This window comes from Streptomyces sp. NPDC048600 (assembly GCF_055587025.1).
The window spans coordinates 67,589-83,743 of the sequence record NZ_JBVJGZ010000026.1 but is presented as its reverse complement, the minus strand read 5'-3'; the positions used below and the strand labels follow the sequence as shown (position 1 = coordinate 83,743).

The 16,155-nt window shown below is 71.4% G+C and carries 16 protein-coding genes; 10 read left to right on the top strand and 6 right to left on the bottom strand.

Going from position 1 to position 16,155, the window contains the following annotated elements:
• Positions 1–34: 34 nt before the first annotated feature.
• From ACZ6SQ_RS29520 to ACZ6SQ_RS29510, 3 genes are read right to left on the bottom strand one after another with little or no spacing between them, the layout of a single operon-like run.
• A complete protein-coding gene (locus ACZ6SQ_RS29520; protein ID WP_469567347.1) occupies positions 35–682 on the bottom strand; it encodes a class I SAM-dependent methyltransferase in 648 nt (215 codons plus the stop codon).
• A gap of 56 nt (positions 683–738) precedes the next feature.
• Positions 739–1,035 (bottom strand): AzlD domain-containing protein, encoded by a 297-nt coding sequence (locus ACZ6SQ_RS29515; protein WP_469567452.1) that lies wholly within the window; start codon positions 1,033–1,035, stop codon positions 739–741.
• Between the two features lie 14 nt (positions 1,036–1,049).
• Complete coding sequence (locus ACZ6SQ_RS29510; protein WP_469567345.1) at positions 1,050–1,754, bottom strand: AzlC family ABC transporter permease; 705 nt, start codon at positions 1,752–1,754, stop codon at positions 1,050–1,052.
• Positions 1,755–1,824: 70 nt separating this feature from the next.
• Between ACZ6SQ_RS29510 and ACZ6SQ_RS29505 the strand changes: the two genes are divergently transcribed.
• Entirely contained in the window at positions 1,825–2,391 is a 567-nt protein-coding gene (locus ACZ6SQ_RS29505; protein ID WP_469567450.1) for a helix-turn-helix domain-containing protein, read from the top strand.
• Positions 2,392–2,545: 154 nt separating this feature from the next.
• Here the strand turns inward: ACZ6SQ_RS29505 and ACZ6SQ_RS29500 are convergent, their stop codons facing one another.
• Positions 2,546–2,749 (bottom strand): cold-shock protein, encoded by a 204-nt coding sequence (locus ACZ6SQ_RS29500; RefSeq protein ID WP_003992177.1) that lies wholly within the window; start codon positions 2,747–2,749, stop codon positions 2,546–2,548.
• 359 nt (positions 2,750–3,108) lie between these two features.
• On the opposite strand from ACZ6SQ_RS29500, the gene ACZ6SQ_RS29495 reads away from it, so the two are divergent.
• Complete coding sequence (locus ACZ6SQ_RS29495) at positions 3,109–3,957, top strand: menaquinone biosynthetic enzyme MqnA/MqnD family protein (protein WP_389332845.1); 849 nt, start codon at positions 3,109–3,111, stop codon at positions 3,955–3,957.
• 55 nt (positions 3,958–4,012) lie between these two features.
• Entirely contained in the window at positions 4,013–5,920 is a 1,908-nt protein-coding gene (locus ACZ6SQ_RS29490; RefSeq protein WP_469567448.1) for a serine/threonine-protein kinase, read from the top strand.
• Here ACZ6SQ_RS29490 and ACZ6SQ_RS29485 read toward each other — a convergent pair.
• A complete protein-coding gene (locus ACZ6SQ_RS29485; RefSeq protein ID WP_469567343.1) occupies positions 5,913–6,524 on the bottom strand; it encodes a hypothetical protein in 612 nt (203 codons plus the stop codon). The two genes, ACZ6SQ_RS29490 and ACZ6SQ_RS29485, sit on opposite strands and share 8 nt — an antisense overlap.
• A 5-nt stretch (positions 6,525–6,529) precedes the next feature.
• Positions 6,530–11,080, bottom strand: coding sequence for an FtsK/SpoIIIE domain-containing protein (locus ACZ6SQ_RS29480; protein ID WP_469567341.1), 4,551 nt, complete (start codon positions 11,078–11,080; stop codon positions 6,530–6,532).
• Positions 11,081–11,400: 320 nt separating this feature from the next.
• Here ACZ6SQ_RS29480 and ACZ6SQ_RS29475 point away from each other — a divergent pair, with 320 nt between their 5' ends.
• The 7 genes from ACZ6SQ_RS29475 (at position 11,401) to ACZ6SQ_RS29445 (ending at position 16,153) form a co-directional block, all read left to right on the top strand.
• Complete coding sequence (locus tag ACZ6SQ_RS29475) at positions 11,401–11,703, top strand: WXG100 family type VII secretion target (RefSeq protein ID WP_386380551.1); 303 nt, start codon at positions 11,401–11,403, stop codon at positions 11,701–11,703.
• A gap of 79 nt (positions 11,704–11,782) precedes the next feature.
• A complete protein-coding gene (locus tag ACZ6SQ_RS29470) occupies positions 11,783–12,106 on the top strand; it encodes a hypothetical protein (protein WP_469567339.1) in 324 nt (107 codons plus the stop codon).
• Between the two features lie 26 nt (positions 12,107–12,132).
• Positions 12,133–13,623: a putative T7SS-secreted protein gene (locus tag ACZ6SQ_RS29465; protein ID WP_469567337.1), complete on the top strand. Its 1,491-nt coding sequence runs from the start codon at positions 12,133–12,135 to the stop codon at positions 13,621–13,623.
• Between the two features lie 67 nt (positions 13,624–13,690).
• The gene (locus ACZ6SQ_RS29460; RefSeq protein WP_469567335.1) at positions 13,691–14,074 is read left to right on the top strand and encodes a hypothetical protein; all 384 of its coding nucleotides are present in this window, start codon (positions 13,691–13,693) and stop codon (positions 14,072–14,074) included.
• 12 nt (positions 14,075–14,086) lie between these two features.
• Complete coding sequence (locus ACZ6SQ_RS29455; protein WP_469567333.1) at positions 14,087–14,950, top strand: hypothetical protein; 864 nt, start codon at positions 14,087–14,089, stop codon at positions 14,948–14,950.
• Positions 14,947–15,543 carry a hypothetical protein gene (locus ACZ6SQ_RS29450; RefSeq protein WP_469567331.1) on the top strand — a complete coding sequence of 199 codons (597 nt, stop codon included), beginning with the start codon at positions 14,947–14,949 and terminating at the stop codon, positions 15,541–15,543. Before ACZ6SQ_RS29455 ends, ACZ6SQ_RS29450 begins: the two co-directional genes overlap by 4 nt.
• Positions 15,544–15,547: 4 nt before the next feature.
• Positions 15,548–16,153 (top strand): hypothetical protein, encoded by a 606-nt coding sequence (locus ACZ6SQ_RS29445; RefSeq protein ID WP_469567329.1) that lies wholly within the window; start codon positions 15,548–15,550, stop codon positions 16,151–16,153.
• Positions 16,154–16,155 lie beyond the last annotated feature (2 nt).

Genomic DNA, 16,155 nt, shown 5'->3' with positions numbered 1-16,155 from the left:
ACACCCCCAAGGGCCAACACGGCCCAGGAATGGGTCAGTCAGACCTGACGGCGACCAGGAAGGCCTGCGGAGTGGACTCGCCCAGCGAATCGTCCCGCTCCCGCAGCGTCCGCGAGAGCGGGGTGAACCCCGCCTCCGCCAGCAGCGCGGCCATGGCCTCGGGCCTCCTGCGCAGGAAGTCGAGGGTCACCGGGTGCCCGAACGGCCGCTCCAGACGGCGCGGGACGTCACCGGCCTGGAAGGCCATCAGCAGCGGGGCGCCGGGGGCCAGAGCGCGGCGGAACCCGGCGAACAGGGCGGGCAGCCGCTCCACAGGGGTGTGGATGGAGGAGTACCAGCTGACGATCCCGGCGAGCCGCCCCTCGGGCACGTCCAGGTCCAGCATCGAGCCCTGCTCGAACCGCAGGGCGGGGTTCTCGCGGCGGGCCACCGCCAGCATGGACGCCGACAGGTCCAGCCCGTAGACGTCCAGGCCCAGTCCGGCGAGGTGCGCGGTCAGCCGGCCAGGGCCGCAGCCGAGATCGGCCACCTGCCCGGGCCCGGTCACCAGCTCGGCGTAGGCCGCGAGCAGGGCGCGGTCCAGTGGGTGGGCGGCGTCCTTGCCGAGGAAGCGGTCGGCGTAGTCCTCGGCGATGGCGTCGTAGAAGACGCGGGTGGCGGTGAGGAAGTCGGAGTCGGTCATGGCGGCGGACCTTAGCGGCCCCCACTGACACCCGGCCGCGCTCCGGGCACCGCCCGCTACGCCACCCCGGCCGCCCGCAGCACGGCGGTCGCCGCCGCCGCGCCCAGCACCACGACCGCGAAGGGCGCCCGGCGCCAGGCCAGCACCCCGGCCACCAGGACCCCGGCCGGCCGGGCCCAGCCCGCGAAACCGGCGGCCTCGGTCAGCGCCCCGGTGGCGAGCAGCGCGGTCAGCAGCACCACGGCACCTGCGGCCAGCAGTTCGCGCACCCGGGGCGGGATCTCCACCCGGCCGTGCAGTGCGGGGCCCACCAGCCGGAAGGCGTAGGTGCCCAGGGCCAGCGCGAGGATCATGCCGACGGTCGCGTTCACGCCGTACGGCCCTTCGCGCGCGGGCCGCCGTACAGTGCCAGGCCCGCGAGGGCGAGCAGTACCGGGACCCCGGCAGGGACGAACGGCGTCGCCGCGAGGGCCAGGGCGGCGCCCGTCGGCGCGGCCCGGCGCAGCCCCGCGTCCCCCCGCAGGGCCGGCAGCACCAGGGCGACGAGGACGGCGGGGAAGGCCGCGTCGAGTCCGTAGCGGGCGGTGTCGCCGAGGGCGGTTCCGGCCAGGGCGCCGACGGCGACGCCGGCGTTCCAGACGGCGAACAGGGCGATGCCGCTGAGCCAGAAGGCGGCGCGGCGGCGGGCCGGGTCCTGCTGGGCGAGGGCGAAGGCGACCGTCTCGTCGGTGACCAGGTGCGCGCCGGCCAGCCGGGCGAGCCGCCCGCGTCCGATCACCGGGGCGACGGCCAGACCGAAGGCGGCCGTACGGGTGTTGAGGAGCAGTCCGGTGGCCGCCGCGGCGACGGGCCCGCCCCCGGCGAGGAGTACGCCGACCGCGCTGAACTGGGCCGAGCCCGCGTAGACCACCAGGGACATCACCACCGGCACCCACACCGGCAGGCCGCCCGCGACGGCGATCGCGCCGAAGGAGACACCGACGATCCCGCCCGCGAGACAGACGAGGGCGACATCCCGCAGGAGACCGGGGTCGAGGGAACCGAAGCGTGGTGTTCGCTGTGCCGAACGCATGTCTTCTACAATGAACAGCATCCCCAGTGTTCGTCAAGGCGAACGCAGCGTACCGATGGAGCGAACGACGATGACGGGTTCCGTGCCGCCCCGCCTCCCTCTCGACTGGATCGCCGCCGCACTGCGGCGCGAGCGTGCCCGCGTCGGGCTCTCCCTGTCGGAACTGGCCAAGCGCGCCGGGATCGCCAAGTCCACGCTGTCCCAACTGGAGGCGGCGAGCGGCAATCCGAGCATGGAGACCATCTGGGCGCTGGCGGTGGCACTAGGTGTGCCGTTCAGCGCGCTGGTGGAGCCGCCGGTGCCGTCCGTCCGGGTGATCCGGTCCGGGCAGGGCCCCGCGGTCCGCTCCGATCAGGCCGACTACATCGCGACCCTGCTGTCCGCGAGCCCGCCCGGGGTGCGCAGGGACATCTACGACATCCTGTTGGAACCGGGCACCGTACGCGATTCGGAACCGCACATTCCGGGAACGGTGGAGCACCTCGTCGTCAGTACGGGGAAAGTCAAAGCCGGTCCGCGCGGAGAGAGCGTGGAACTCGGCCCCGGCGACTACATGTCCTATCGCGGAGATGTGCCGCACGCTTACGAGGCACTGGAACCCGGCAGTCGCTTCGTACTGGTCATGCAGCACGTCTGAGGTATTCGCGGAGAATTCACCGCGGGTTGGTGATCGCAAAGGCAGGAGCCCCGCTGCCGTGAACGGCTGCGGGGCTCCTTGGGTGCTGCACTCGGTTTCGATCAAAAGTCGGATCGAACCGATCCGGCCAGCCGGATCGGAAGGTTCCGGACGATCAGACCGGGGTGACGTTCTCCGCCTGCGGGCCCTTCGGGCCCTGCGTGACGTCGAAGGACACCTGCTGGTTCTCCTCGAGCGAGCGGAAGCCGCTCGCGTTGATCGCGGAGTAGTGGACGAAGACGTCGGGGCCGCCGCCTTCCTGGGCGATGAAGCCAAAGCCCTTTTCGGCGTTGAACCACTTCACGGTTCCGGTAGCCATAAGCCCTCCTTGGGCTCAAAAGGGTTGCCCTGCTCCAGAACCAGCAACCGTGAAGACGAGATTCTGCACAACTGCATATGTCTGAAAACGACGAGAGCCCGCGGTCACATGCTCCGCAGGCTCTGTACTGCAAGGGAAACCAAACTGCAACTTGCGGCGAGCCTAGCACGCGGGCAGCCCAAAGCAATAGAGGGCAAGATCACGTCACCCGGACGTTTGACGAGTTTGTCACGCCGCTGACGCCGGGGTGGCGCGGAAGGTGCCGCCGGGGTGGCGCGGAAGATGTCGCCGAGGTGGCATCGGCGTGGCCCGCGGGGGCCGGACGCGGGCCGCGCACCGACAGGGTCTAGCCTCACGATGTGGACAATTCTCGCACCCGGCCGCGTGTCGGCCACATCCAGTTCCTGAACTGCCTGCCCCTGTACTGGGGGCTCGCGAGAACCGGCACGCTCCTCGACTTCGAGCTGACCAAGGACACCCCTGAGAAGCTCAGCGAGCGGCTGGTCCGCGGCGACCTCGACATCGGTCCGATCACCCTCGTCGAGTTCCTCCGCAACGCCGACGACCTGGTCGCCTTCCCCGACATCGCGGTCGGCTGCGACGGCCCGGTCATGTCCTGCGTGATCGTCTCCCAGGTGCCGCTGGAGCGCCTGGACGGCGCCCGCGTCGCCCTCGGCTCCACCTCGCGCACCTCGGTCCGCCTCGCCCAGCTCCTGCTGGCCGAGCGCTACGGCGTCACGCCGGACTACTACACCTGCCCGCCCGACCTCTCCCTGATGATGCAGGAGGCGGACGCGGCCGTCCTGATCGGCGACGCCGCCCTGCGCGCCAACCTCCTCGACGGCCCCCGCTACGGCCTGACGGTCCACGACCTCGGCGCGCTGTGGAAGGAGTGGACCGGCCTGCCCTTCGTCTTCGCCGTCTGGGCGGCCCGCCGCGACTACCTGGAGCGCGAACCCGTCATCACCCGCCAGGTCCACGAGGCCTTCCTCGCCTCCCGCAACCTCTCCCTCGAAGAGGTCGCCAAGGTCGCCGAACAGGCCGCCCGCTGGGAAGCCTTCGACGAGCAGGTGCTGGAACGGTACTTCACCACCCTCGACTTCCGCTTCGGCGAGCACCAGCTCGCGGCCGTCACCGAGTTCGCCCGCAGGGTCGGCCCGACCACCGGCTTCCCCGCGGACGTGAAGGTGGACCTCCTCCAGCCATGAGCACGGCACTACGCTGCTGACCAGTCAGGCGTACGGGGGAGGACGAGTGGACGCCATTCAGCCGCTCGGCATGGACGAGCCCACGGCCGTGGGGCCCTACCGGCTGCTCGGCCGGCTGGGCTCCGGCGGCATGGGCCGGGTCTATCTGGGGCGCAGCGCGGGCGGCCGTACGGTCGCCGTGAAGGTGGTGCATCCGCACTTCGCGCTGGACGAGGAGTTCCGGGCCCGCTTCCGCCGCGAGGTGACGGCGGCCCGGCGGGTCGGCGGCGCGTGGACCGCGCCGGTGCTGGACGCCGACCCCGAGGCCCCCGTGCCGTGGGTGGCCACCGCGTACGCCGCCGGGCCGTCCCTGACCGCGGCGGTCGCGGGCGGCGGCGCGCTGCCCGAGCCCACCGTACGGGCGCTGGGGGCGGGGCTCGCGGAGGCGCTGACCGTGGTGCACGGCCTGGACCTGGTCCACCGCGACGTGAAGCCCTCCAACGTGCTGCTCACCCTCGACGGGCCGCTCCTCATCGACTTCGGCATCGCCCGCGCCACCGACGGCACGGCGTCCCTGACGTCGACCGGCGTCTCCGTCGGCTCGCCCGGCTACATGTCGCCCGAGCAGATCCTCGGCAAAGGCGTCACCGGCGCCGCCGACGTCTTCTCCCTCGGCGCGGTCCTCGCCTACGCCGCGACCGGCGAACCGCCCTTCCCCGGCGACTCCTCCGCCGCCCTGCTCTACAAGGTCGTCCACGAGGAACCGGAACTGGACGGCCTGGAGGGCGAGTTGCGTGAGCTGGTCGCCGACTGCCTGGCCAAGGAGCCGGGCGCGCGGCCGGCCCCCGGCGACGTGGCCCGCCGGCTGGCCCCCGAGGGCGCGGCCCGACTGGTCTCCGGCGGCTGGCTGCCGGGGGCCCTGGTGGAACGGGTCAGCCGCAGCGCCGTGAGGCTGCTGAACCTGGACGCGGGCGAGCCGGACACCCCGCCGTCCGGACCGGTGGGCTTCGGGGTGCCCTCGCAGGGCGCGTCGGGGGATGTGCGGCTGGGGGTGGCCCCGACGGGCGGCGCGGTCGACGCCGGGCCGGGGACGACCTCGCCGGGCGGCACGGGCGGCGGTGTCTTCGGGGCGCCTTCGGCCGGTTCGGGCACGGGACTCGAGACACCTTCGACCGGTTCCGGCACGGGATTCGGGATGCCCTCGCAGGGCTCCGGCACCGGGTTCGGCGCGCCTGCGTACGGTTCCGGCACCGGGGCCGGGGCGCCTTCGCAGGGGGCGGCCGGGGCGTTCGGGCCGCCGCCGGTGATGCCCTCCGGGCAGCCCACGGGCGGATGGCCCACGGACGAATGGCCCACGGACGGACGGCCCGGGTCCGGGGCACCGGCCGCCGGCCGCCCAGGCCGGTTCTCCGTCAGCGTGGCCGCCGACGCGGCACCGGGCACGGACGGGCGCGGGCGGCGGCTGAGCTGCTCCCTGGTCCTCGCGGTGGCGGGCGCGCTGGCAGCGGTGACGGTCGGGTCGGTGTTCGTGTTCGACCTGCTGCCCGGCGACCGCCGGGACTCCGCGGACGGCAGCGCCAAGGACGCCTACTCCTCGGCCCCCAGCCCGTCGGCGTCCGCGCCCGCGGCGGGCGGTGTGCCCAAGCGCTACCTCGGCACCTGGGAGGGCCAGGGCACCGCCCTGGACGGCGTCCTGCCCATCGGGAAGTTCCGGATCACCGTCCGTCAGGCCGCCGTGGGCGAGGAGCTCGGCCGGCTGGTCCAGACGGACATCGCGGGCCGCACCTGCACCGACGTACTGACCCTGAAGCAGGCGACGGAGAAGCAGCTCGTGGCCGTCTCCGTCGGCGCGAAGGGCAACCACGACGGCTGCAACCCGGCCCGCACCACCGTCCGCCTCGTCCCCACCGGTGACGACCTCACCTGGCAGTCGGACAGCGCCGAGTCGGGCAATCCCGAGGCGCGGATGTCCAGGGTCAGGTAGCGGACTCCGGCTCGGCGGCGGGCCGCTCCTCGGGGTGGGGGCCGAAGCGCACGAGCGCCGTGATCGCGAGCGCGGTCACGGCGAGCGTGACGAGCAGGCCGACCAGCCAGACCCACGGGTAGTGCACATGCACCCAGCAGGGGCCGCCCTCGCTGTAGCACGCCGCGTCCCAGTCCCGCCTGCGTTTGGGGCGTATGACGCCGGAGATCACCGTGCCGAGCGCCTGGCAGGCGAGCAGCCCGGGGAGGGCGGAGGCGGCCCAGGCGAGCGAACGGACCTTGCTCGCGCCCCAGTTCATCCGGGTGAGCGGGGCGATGAACGCCGCCAGGGCGAAGGGGACCACGGCGCCGACCGTGGCGGCCAGTCCGTAGCCGCCGCCGGGCCAGGCGGCCGCCGTCTCGCCCCAGACCGTCTCGCCCCAGACCGTCGTGCCGACGGCCACCGGCCCGACGAGCGCCAGGAAGCCGAGGAGGATGCCCAGGCAGCCGAGCACCTGGTACCGGTCCCCGTCCTTCGCCCGGGGCAGCCGCCCGCGTCGGCTGTCGTAGCGCAGGCTCGCGGGTGCCGCCCTTCTGCGCTTCGGCCGTGCCGAGCCGCCAGCCATCGCCCCTACCCCGGCACCACGACCGTGCGCAGCTCCCCGTCGCCGAGGTGCAGCATGCCCTTGCCCGGGGCGATCTGGCCGCCGACCAGGCTGCGGGACAGGCGCAGGCCGATGAGATCGCCGCTGGAGGACTCCTGGGGGGAGAGGAGGATGCCGCGCCGCGCCTTCTTGGCGTCGACCTGCCAGCCGGAGAAGCCGCTGCAGACGTCCTCCTCGTCACCGGCGATGACGAGGGCGAGGCCCCGCTCGGTGCCCCGGGACACGATCTTCTTGAACTGGCTCGCCGCGTCGGCGTCCTCCAGGATCTCCGCGTCGTCGATCAGGACGGCGACCGGCTCGTCCGTCGACGGCTCGGCCTCGTCGATCAGCTCCTCGAACTCGTCCTCGTCGATGTCGTCGCCGGTGAAGACCTTCAGCACGCCTTCCGTGCCCTCCAGTTGCCGCAGCGGGGACTGGCGGGGAGCCGCGACGACCAGCCGTACGCCCTGCTTCAGATACGACTGGGCGATGTTCATCAGGACCGTGGAGCGGCCCGACTTGGCGGGGCCCGCCACGACGAACGCCGGTACGCCGTCGGACAGATCGGGGCCGAGGCCCTCGATCTCGTCGCCGCCGATGCCGGCCAGCGCCCACAGCCTGGCGCGCGAGGACTCCGGGTCGCGCATCTCCCAGGCGTCGGGGAAGGAGATCCGGCTGGGCAGGCTGTCGACACGGAACGGGCGCCGGGAGCGCGGCACTTCGGCGTCCCGCGCCGCGGCCGCCTCGCCGATCGCGGTGAGCGCCGCCGCCTGGCCCTGGCCGGTGGTGTCCTCGGAGAGCAGCGCGAACTGCGTCTCCGTACCGGACTCGTTGCGGAAGCCGCGGCCCGGCGGGATCTCCTCGGGGACCTTGCGGGCCGGGATGCCGAGCGCGGAGAAGTCGGCGCGGTCGGCGAGCCGCAGACCGTACTTGTCCTCGGTGAGGGTGGCGATCCGGCCGACCAGCAGCGTGCGGTCACCGGTCAGGACCAGGTGGACGCCGACGCTGGCGCCCTCCCGCATGATCGTCTGGAGCTCGTCGGTGAGCGAGCCGTGGTCCACCTCGCCGAGCGTGGGCACCCAGCCCTCCCAGCGGTCCAGCAGCACCACGATGTGCGGCAGCCGCTCCTCCGCGGCCACGGCGGCCCGCTGCTCGCCGATGTCCGCGAAGCCCTTGTCCGCCAACAGGTCCTGACGGCGCGAGAGTTCGCCCTTGAGACGGTTGACCAGCCGGATCACGCGCTCGGTCTGGTTGCGGCTGACCACCGCGCCGCAGTGCGGCAGCCGGGTCAGGGCGTTGAGCGCGCCGTTGCCGCAGTCGATGCCGTACAGATGGACGTCGGCGACGGAGTGCGTACGGGCCAGCGAGCCCGCGATGGTGCGCAGCACCTGGGAGCGGCCGCTGCGCGGGGCGCCGCCGATCATCAGATGGCCGAAGCCGGAGAAGTCGACCACGACCGGGCGGCGGGCCTGCTGCGCGGGCAGGTCCTCGATGCCGTACGGCGCCGGCGGCAGCGTGCCCGTAGCCCCGGTGAAGGCCGGGACCCGGATGTCCTCCAGCAGCAGCGTCTCGTCCAGCGCGGGCAGCCAGGGGCTGTGCTGGGCGGGGATGCCGAGCGTGCGGTTGGCCTCGCGGACGGTGTCGACCAGCACCTTCAGGTCGGTGATCTCGTCGTCCTCGCGGGCCTCGGACTTCGGCTTGGCGAGCGCCGCGCGGCCGAGGTCCTCCCAGGACAGCGCGCCCACCCAGGGCGCGAGCGCGGCCGGGTCGGCGGCACCGGGCCTGCGGCCGCCGACCCGGCCGGACTGGAAGGGCACCAGGGAGGCGTGGCCGAGGCGGGCGTAGGCGCGGCCGGGCGTGTTCTTGGAGATGTGGCCGGCCTCGGGCGAGTCGATGACGTCGGAGGACTCGCCGCCGTCGGTCACGCGCAGCGCGATACGGAGGTTGGTGTTGGCGCGGATCTCGGGGGAGACGACACCGGAAGGACGCTGGGTCGCGAGCAGCAGATGGATACCGAGGGACCGGCCACGCTGGGCGATGTTGACGAGTCCCGTGACGAAGTCGGGCAGATCGCGGACCATCGAGGCGAACTCGTCGATGACGATGAGGAGTCGGGGGACCGGCTTGTGCGAGGGGTCGCGGCGCACCAGGTCCTGGTAGTCCTCGATGTCCTTGGCGTCGGCGGCGGCGAGGATGTGCTCGCGCCGGTGCAGCTCGGCGCCGAGCGACTCCAGGGCCCGTTCCACGAGATGGGCGTCGAGGTCGGTGACCATGCCGACGGTGTGCGGGAGGTGGACACAGTCCTTGAACGCCGCGCCGCCCTTGTAGTCGACGAGCACGAACGTCATGTTCTCGGGCGTGTTCGCCACGGCCAGGGCCGCCACGATGGTCTGGAGCAGCTCGGACTTGCCGGAACCGGTCGTGCCGGCGATGAGTCCGTGCGGACCGTCCTTGCGTATGTCGATGCCGAAGGCGCCGTCGTACGACTCCCCGATCACGGCCATCGTCGACTGCCCGCCCATCCGCCAGCGGGCCACGATCGCGTCGCCGGTCGGCGGTTCGAGCTGGAGGACGTCGAGCAGCCGGGAGGAGCCGGGCAGCGCCGAGTCCTCGGTCTCGCCGCTGATGTCCCGCAGGGGCGCCAGCGAGCGGGCCAGCCGCAGACACCAGGCGGGCGAGACGAAGTCTGGCCGTACGTCCTTGATCCGCTGGGCGCCGGCCTCCTCGACGCGCAGCCGGATCTTGAGCGGGCGGTCGTCGGCGCGGCCGGGCTCCGGGGAGCCGGCGGTGTGCCAGGCCTGGAAGGAGGGGAAGCCTCCGGCGGCGGGCTGCGGGGTGTCCGCGGCGGGCTGTTCCTCCTCGGCCTGCGGCTCGGCGACGACGTACGCCTGGCACTCGCCGGGCAGGAAGCGTTCCTCGGCGTCCAGACAGATCGCGAACATCGACACCGACGGCCCCTCGCGCAGCAGCCGTACGACACCGGGCAGCGAGCGCAGCCGCCGTGATCCGTCCCAGACGACGACGATGTCCGGGTCGGAGAAGGTGGCTTTCTGCCCGCGGTTCTGCTCGGCGGCCTTCTTGCGGGCGTCGAGGACCTGCGTCAGTTCGCCGATGCGGGCGCCGACGGTCTCGGCGTCCGTGCCGATGACAATGTTCACGTCCATGCCCGAGGCGGGCCGGGCGTGCGGCAGCCAGCGCAGCCAGTCCCAGCTGTCCCGCGCGGAGTTGTCGCTCAGCACGCAGAACTGGACGTCCATGGGGCTGTGCAGGGCGGCGATCTGGGCAACGGCCCAGCGCCCCAGGGCACGTGCGCTGTCGCCGGGGCCGGCCATGCCGAGGACGCCGAGGGTGCGCAGGTTCAGGGCGACGGGCGCGTTCTCGATGTCCCAGGTGACCTGGCGGCGGTGGTCGTCCTGCTCGGGATCGTCGAGGACGACCTCGGAGGGCAGCTTCCCGGTGCCGACCCGCAACAGCAGATGGTCGGCGTCGGTACGCCGCCGCTCCCACAGCCGGGTGCGCGGGCCGGTGCCCATGGACAGCACGGTGGCCGGGTCGGGCACGGCCTTGCGGCGGTCGTCGCGCTCGGTGCGCAGGGCCTCCTGGGCGTCGGCCTCGATCCGCTCCTTCTGCTCCTTGTACTCCTTGACCTGCTTGGCGTGCGACTTGCGGCCGTGCTTCTTGTCGTTGAAGTAGTTGGCGAACAGCAGGATCGGGCTGAGGGCCGCCATGATCAGGTAGTAGTAGCGCTGGAAGATCAGCACCGCCACGACCGCGCCGACCAGCGGAGTGAGCGCCATCAGCCAGGGCAGCGGCCGGGCCTCGTAGTCGCGCGGTGAGCTGGGCAGCCGGAAGGTGGTCTGCCGGTCGGCCGGGCGCAGCCGGGGCGGCCGGTTGTAGTCGAGCCCGACGCCGTCCTCGGACCACTTCAGGGCGGCGTTGGGCGGGGAGTAACGGGTCAGCTGCAGAAGGGTGTTGCCGACGGCGACCTGCGCGTCGAGGGGCCAGGAGTCGTCCTCCACCGGCTCGCCGTCGAGGGTGACGGTCTCCTTGTCCTCGGCGTGGACGGCGAGGGTGCAGGTGCCGTCGGTGGCGACGGAGAGGGTGAGCGCGCGGGCCTCCACCTCGGGGTCGTCGAGCCGTATGTACGAGGCGGGTCCGCTGCCGATGTCATAGCGCCCGACGCCGAGCCGGTGCACGAACCCGGCGGCGGGCCCGCCGGCCACCCGGAGTTCGACCAGCCCGGTCGGCTCGCCCGGCAGGCACCCGGCGGGGTCCTGGAGGCTCACCACGGCGCCGTCGCGCAGGGGCGATCCGACGACGGTGGCGGCCGGGTCGACGGCGTACCCGTCGACGTAGACGAGCGGCGCGCTGCCGGCCCTGGTCTGCTGTCCGATGGGAATGACCTGCGCCCCGATGTCGCCGACCTGCTTGGCCAGCTCCTGGGCGATGTCCCCCACGGTGGACTCGGGATCGGCATCGAGCACGACGTCGGCGGAGCCCCCGCCGAACGGGTCGACGACGGTCAGAGTCAGGCGCACGCTTGTCCTCCCCAGTGCGAGTCCTCGTGACGATAGCCGCTCCCCGTGACAGGGGAGCAGTGGGGGACCGGGCATCCTTCCCGATGGCAACGCCCGTCGTCCGCAGGCCCGGTGGGCCACACATCTCGCACACGCGCCTGCGCGTCTTGTTCACATGGTCGGGATGTGACACCACAAGCCCCACCCGTAAGCTGCTGCCTCAAGGCGGACGACATGACCGGTCCCCACCCGGCCCTCGGGCCAGGCGCCGAGACCGACACGTCCGCAAACAGGGAGCCACGGGGGTTGGCCCTGCGGCGTTGCGAAGAGGGAGCGGCTTCATGGCCAAGGACCTTGACATCACATACCAGGACATGCGCGACGCGGCCAAGCATGTCGTGAAGGAGAAGGAGCGGCTCCAGGAGAAGCTGGAGGGCCTGCGCAAGTACATCAACAACCTGGTCCAGTCCGGCTACGTCACCAAGTCCTCCTCCAAGGCCTTCGACGAGAACTTCGACGAGTTCGTCCGCGGCACGAAGGACACGCTCGACGGCCTCGACGGCATGGGCGACTACCTCACCACGGCCGCCGACAAGTTCGAGTCGATCGATGAGGAGCTGGCGAAGGCGGCTCGGAGCAAGTAGGCCGCGGCCGGCCACCGCGTGACGATGGGGCGGGCTGCTCGTTCGCCCCATCGTCCGGCTCAGTCGCACTGGGGGAGAGATGTCCGACCAGACCGCGGATCTCGAACGCATCAAGGACAGCGCCGACTCTGTCTCGAGGATTCACCGGGAGTTCGACAAGAACGCCAATCCTGCCGAGGGGCTCGGGGTTTCCACCCTGGGCGACCAAGGCCTGGTCGATGTCTTCGACGACTTCGGTGACAACTGGAAGGTTCATCGGGAGCGGCTGACGGACGAGTTGAAGAAGCTCTCCGGGATCCTCACGACCGCCGCGAAGACCTACGACGATCTCGACCACGCGCTGGCCGAGGCCTTGCGAGGCACCGACAGGAAGAAGCCCGGGCGCAAGGGCGGAGCGAAGTGACGCGCCCCAGGGCGGACGCGTGGGCGGTGATCGGCGAAGGGGCCGATCCCGTCCCCGGAGACCCGGATGAGGTCGCCCGACTCGGTCGCGAGTTACGGAGGACCGCCGACGCCATCCAGAAGCAGGCCGACGAGATCAGGGCACTCTCCTCGGTCGATCAGTGGAAGAGCAAGACGGCCGAGGAATTCAGAGAGCAGGCCGAGGAGGCGGAGGGAAAGCTCCGCAAGGCCTTCAAGCGGTACGACGCCGCTGCCGACGCCCTCGGCGAGAAGGTTGTCGACGCAGGTCACTCCAAGGAGTACGCGTCAGAGCTGCATCGGGCGCAGACCATGGCCGCCAAGGCTCTGCGTGCGGCTCAGGACGCGCACGACGAGCACAGGTCGAGCAGCGGAGCGATCGACAGACTCCCCAAGAACACACCGGACGACGATCCGGACCGCAGGAAGCTGGAGAGCCGCCAGGAAGCCGCGACGTCGGCGCTGGAGCGGGCCAAGCGAGACCTCGAGGCGGCGAAGGAAGTACGGGACGCCGCCGCCCGCAGCGCGCGTGAGGCCATTCGGTACGCCATCGACCATGACGGCCTGAAGGACGGCACCTGGGACCGGTTCAAGGACTGGGTGCACGACAACGCCGGGTGGATTCAGGGGATCGTCGACGCGGCAGGGTGGGTGGCCACCATCTGCGGGACCCTGTCCCTGATGGTGGGCTGGATTCCGGTCATCGGGCAGGCCCTGGCCGGGCTCCTCGGTTCCATCGCCCTGCTGGCCACGCTGGTGTCGCTGGTCGGCCATGTCCTGCTCGCGCTCGCGGGGGAGGGAAGCTGGTTCGACGTGGCACTCGACGTCGTCGGGTTCGCGACTCTGGGTATCGGCCGTGGCGCGCTGGCCGGTGCCAGGGGTGCCACGGAGGCTGCCGGGTCCCTCGCCCGGTCGGCGGCGTACCGGCAGTTCATGCGGAGTGTCACCGCCAAGGCGGGCAGCGCGGCCTACAAGCGTGCGCAGGCCGAGGCCTGGAAGGTCGCCAACCGGCTGAGCACAGGGGCCCTGCGCGGCAAGGCCGGCGCACAGGCGATGGCCAGTGCCCCCAAGGGATGGTTCCCAGGAGCATCCCGACTGGGTGAGGCATTCAACCCCAAGGCCATTTTCAAAGAAGGCATCGACGGCCTCAAAGGCGCCAAGGAGATCAACTACAGCAATGTGCGGGATCTCTTCCGGAACAACACCTGGCAGGGTGCGAGCTTCAAGATCGGTGACAGCGGCCTGGGTGATCTGGCGCAGAAGATCGACGACATCGCGCCCGCGGTGCGTAATGTCGACGAGGTGAAGTCGGCGCTGGACACTTTCAGGACCCAGACGCAGATCTGGCAGGGCACCACCGCCGCTGCCACCTTTATCGACGCCGCTGACAAGCAGCAGATCACGGCACCCATAGGGGACATGCTCGGCACGGACGCACTGGACGGCGGCCTCTGGGGAGCGACGGGAATCAAGGATGCCTGGACAACGAGCAATGGCTAGCGAAGCGCCGGTCGGCACCGTCGCACCGGAACCCGCCCTGCGTCCGCGAGGCGCTCACGCTGCCGCCGTGGACGTCGTCCGGCACGCCCGCGTCTACGGCCGTACCGCGTTGGGGGACCGGGAACTCGTTGTCCGGGACAGGACGCTGCGGGAGAAGCGGTACCGGGTGGGCCAGGGCGGCATTCACCGGGCCGTGTACGTTAGAGGATCCGAATCAGGGCCGAAGGCGTCCGCGGCACGCTGGGGTGTCGTCAACCTGGAGGACGCCTCGGGGCGAGTGATTCTTCAGGTCGCGGCTGCCGACTGGCTCCCGGAAGCCGGTCTGGTCGGGCTGGCCGATCTCAGCCCGCGGCAGTGCCTCACGAGGACGGGTCTGCCCGCCCTCCTGGCCGACCTGCGCATCCCGCTCACCGAAGGCCCGGTGCCGTCGCAGTCGGAGGACTCCGGGTGATACGACCGTGTCGTGCTTCGTGAGTTGCCCGCATGGCACAGCTGGGTGCGGGGCGTCGGGATGCTCGGCTGGTTTCTGCTGTTCCTCGTCGTCCCGATGACCGGACACGGCAACCGGTGGACCGTCCTGGCGTCCGCCGCCGCCCTGCTTCTCGTGCCGGGAGGCGATCTCGCCGCCCGGTTCGGTCTGTGGAAGCGACGTCGCCGGAGCGCACCGCGTGATGCCGAGACGGTCATCCGGCCCTCGCCCCAGCCAGGGGCCGGGGCAACGCGCCGGTTTCTCGGAACGGCGGCTGTGCGGGTCCTGCCCTCGGACATCTCACTGACGAGCACGGCCGGGGAAGAGCGCTGGCTGCCGCGCTCCCAGGCACACGGGGCGACCCGTCTGACGCGGATCGTGGACCCTTCCACCGGCGCCACCCTGGGCGTGGAGTTCCGGGACGACACCGACGCCGCACGCGCTCACCTACCGTGGCAATGGTGGTTCGCCGGACCGGAGGGCGCGGAGAACTGGTCCCGGCTTGTCACGGCCCTGGGTGTGCCGGTCGTGGAGGAGACGCTCCACGACTCGTCTGCGGACCAGTGGCGCAACACTCACATGATGTCGACCGACGCCAGGCTGATGGCGCCGCTGACCAGCAAGGAGGCACGTCGGCGGACCAGTTGGTCGGCCCGTGTCATCGGCGGTGGGGAGGCGATCGTCGTTCCCGTCCTTGCAATGATGCCGCTCCTGGGAGTCGCCTCGGATCAGAGCCCGGCGCGGTGGGCCGGAGTTCTCGCGGCACTGACCGTCGTGGCCGAGCTGGCGCCCGTGCTGGGCCACCAGTTGGCCAGCCGCTTCACACTTGATCGTCCTGCCGGGCAGGAGCTCCGATGAGCGCGGAACACGTCCCGACCGTGAACATCCCCCCGTACGACTATCAATTACTCCTGCCCGAGGGCTGGTTCCGGATCCGCCTTGAGCCCGAGAACCGTGAGCGATCGGTGAAGGCCCTGATGAACAGGCAGTTCGCCGGGGTGGACGACGCACCGAACCTGAGGCGCCAACTCCAGGAGAGCCTCCGGCTCCAGGCGGCCAAAGCCTATGACGAGGGAGGGATCGAGCTCTACATCAGCCTTCAGCAGGCCGGGGCCCTGACCGTCCCGGCCTCCCTGCTGATCACCCTGGTGCCAGTGCCGCTTCCCTCCTCGGAGACCCTCGCCGACGAACTCGGACCTGCCGCTTCGGTCGTGGAACTGGCGGCCGGTACGGCCGTGAGGGTCCGGGTCGACCCCGACGGACCGGATCCCGTTTCGCAGCCGGAGACCGACGACCATGCCCTGCCCTCGGTCACCTTGAGCTACCAGGTGTCTGTGCCGGGCCGCGAGGCGCATCTGCTGCTGTCCTTCTCCACGCCCCTGGTGCATATCGCCGATGCCATGGTCGGGCTTTTCGATGCCGTCGCCGGTTCACTGGTGTGGAGGCAATGACCGCATGACTTCCGGCCTGACCTACGGAGTCGCCACTTCACCGCACTGGGTGCGCCTGCCGACAGGGGTGCCGGATGACGACCGGGCCTGGGCAAAGGCCACGGCCACCCGGCTGGCCGAGGACAGCAGGGCGGCTGGATTTGGCGTCGACCAGCGATCAGTGCGCAAGGACTTGCGGGCCCGGCTGGACGACAGTCGGCAGCGGGATCCGCTCCAGGCCTTTCTGCTCTACCCGGACGGCTTCGACACCGCCCTGGCGACCATGGAGCTGGACTTGATCCACCCTGATGACGCGGTCTCCGTCATCACGCTCGAGTGGCTCGCCAAGACCTTCAGCGCCGACGACTTCGGCCCACCACAGATCACCCACACCGTGCTTCCGGCCGGCGAGGCCGTCCGTGTCCGGCAGAACGTCGCCGCCGGTCATCCACCGCCCGGCGGTCCCGGAATCCTCGTGGAAACGCTCACCTACGGCGTCCTGCCGCCCGGTACCCGTAGCGCGCTCATGATGCTCGTCTCCTGGACCGCTCCCGGCATCTCGGCGCTCATGGAGGAAGAGGCCCAAGCGCTCGCGGAGACGCTGTCTGTGGAGGCAACCACTCTTGCGTGAAA

What these genes read in the sequence shown, in the direction of transcription:
- ACZ6SQ_RS29470 (WP_469567339.1), top strand. Translation starts at nt 11,783, where the DNA reads ATGTCCGACCAGACCGCGGATCTCGAACGCATCAAGGACAGCGCCGAC.
- ACZ6SQ_RS29510 (WP_469567345.1), bottom strand. Translation starts at nt 1,754, where the DNA reads ATGCGTTCGGCACAGCGAACACCACGCTTCGGTTCCCTCGACCCCGGT.
- ACZ6SQ_RS29500 (WP_003992177.1), bottom strand. Translation starts at nt 2,749, where the DNA reads ATGGCTACCGGAACCGTGAAGTGGTTCAACGCCGAAAAGGGCTTTGGC.
- ACZ6SQ_RS29445 (WP_469567329.1), top strand. Translation starts at nt 15,548, where the DNA reads ATGACTTCCGGCCTGACCTACGGAGTCGCCACTTCACCGCACTGGGTG.
- ACZ6SQ_RS29485 (WP_469567343.1), bottom strand. Translation starts at nt 6,524, where the DNA reads ATGGCTGGCGGCTCGGCACGGCCGAAGCGCAGAAGGGCGGCACCCGCG.
- ACZ6SQ_RS29515 (WP_469567452.1), bottom strand. Translation starts at nt 1,035, where the DNA reads ATGATCCTCGCGCTGGCCCTGGGCACCTACGCCTTCCGGCTGGTGGGC.
- ACZ6SQ_RS29520 (WP_469567347.1), bottom strand. Translation starts at nt 682, where the DNA reads ATGACCGACTCCGACTTCCTCACCGCCACCCGCGTCTTCTACGACGCC.
- ACZ6SQ_RS29505 (WP_469567450.1), top strand. Translation starts at nt 1,825, where the DNA reads ATGACGGGTTCCGTGCCGCCCCGCCTCCCTCTCGACTGGATCGCCGCC.
- ACZ6SQ_RS29450 (WP_469567331.1), top strand. Translation starts at nt 14,947, where the DNA reads ATGAGCGCGGAACACGTCCCGACCGTGAACATCCCCCCGTACGACTAT.
- ACZ6SQ_RS29475 (WP_386380551.1), top strand. Translation starts at nt 11,401, where the DNA reads ATGGCCAAGGACCTTGACATCACATACCAGGACATGCGCGACGCGGCC.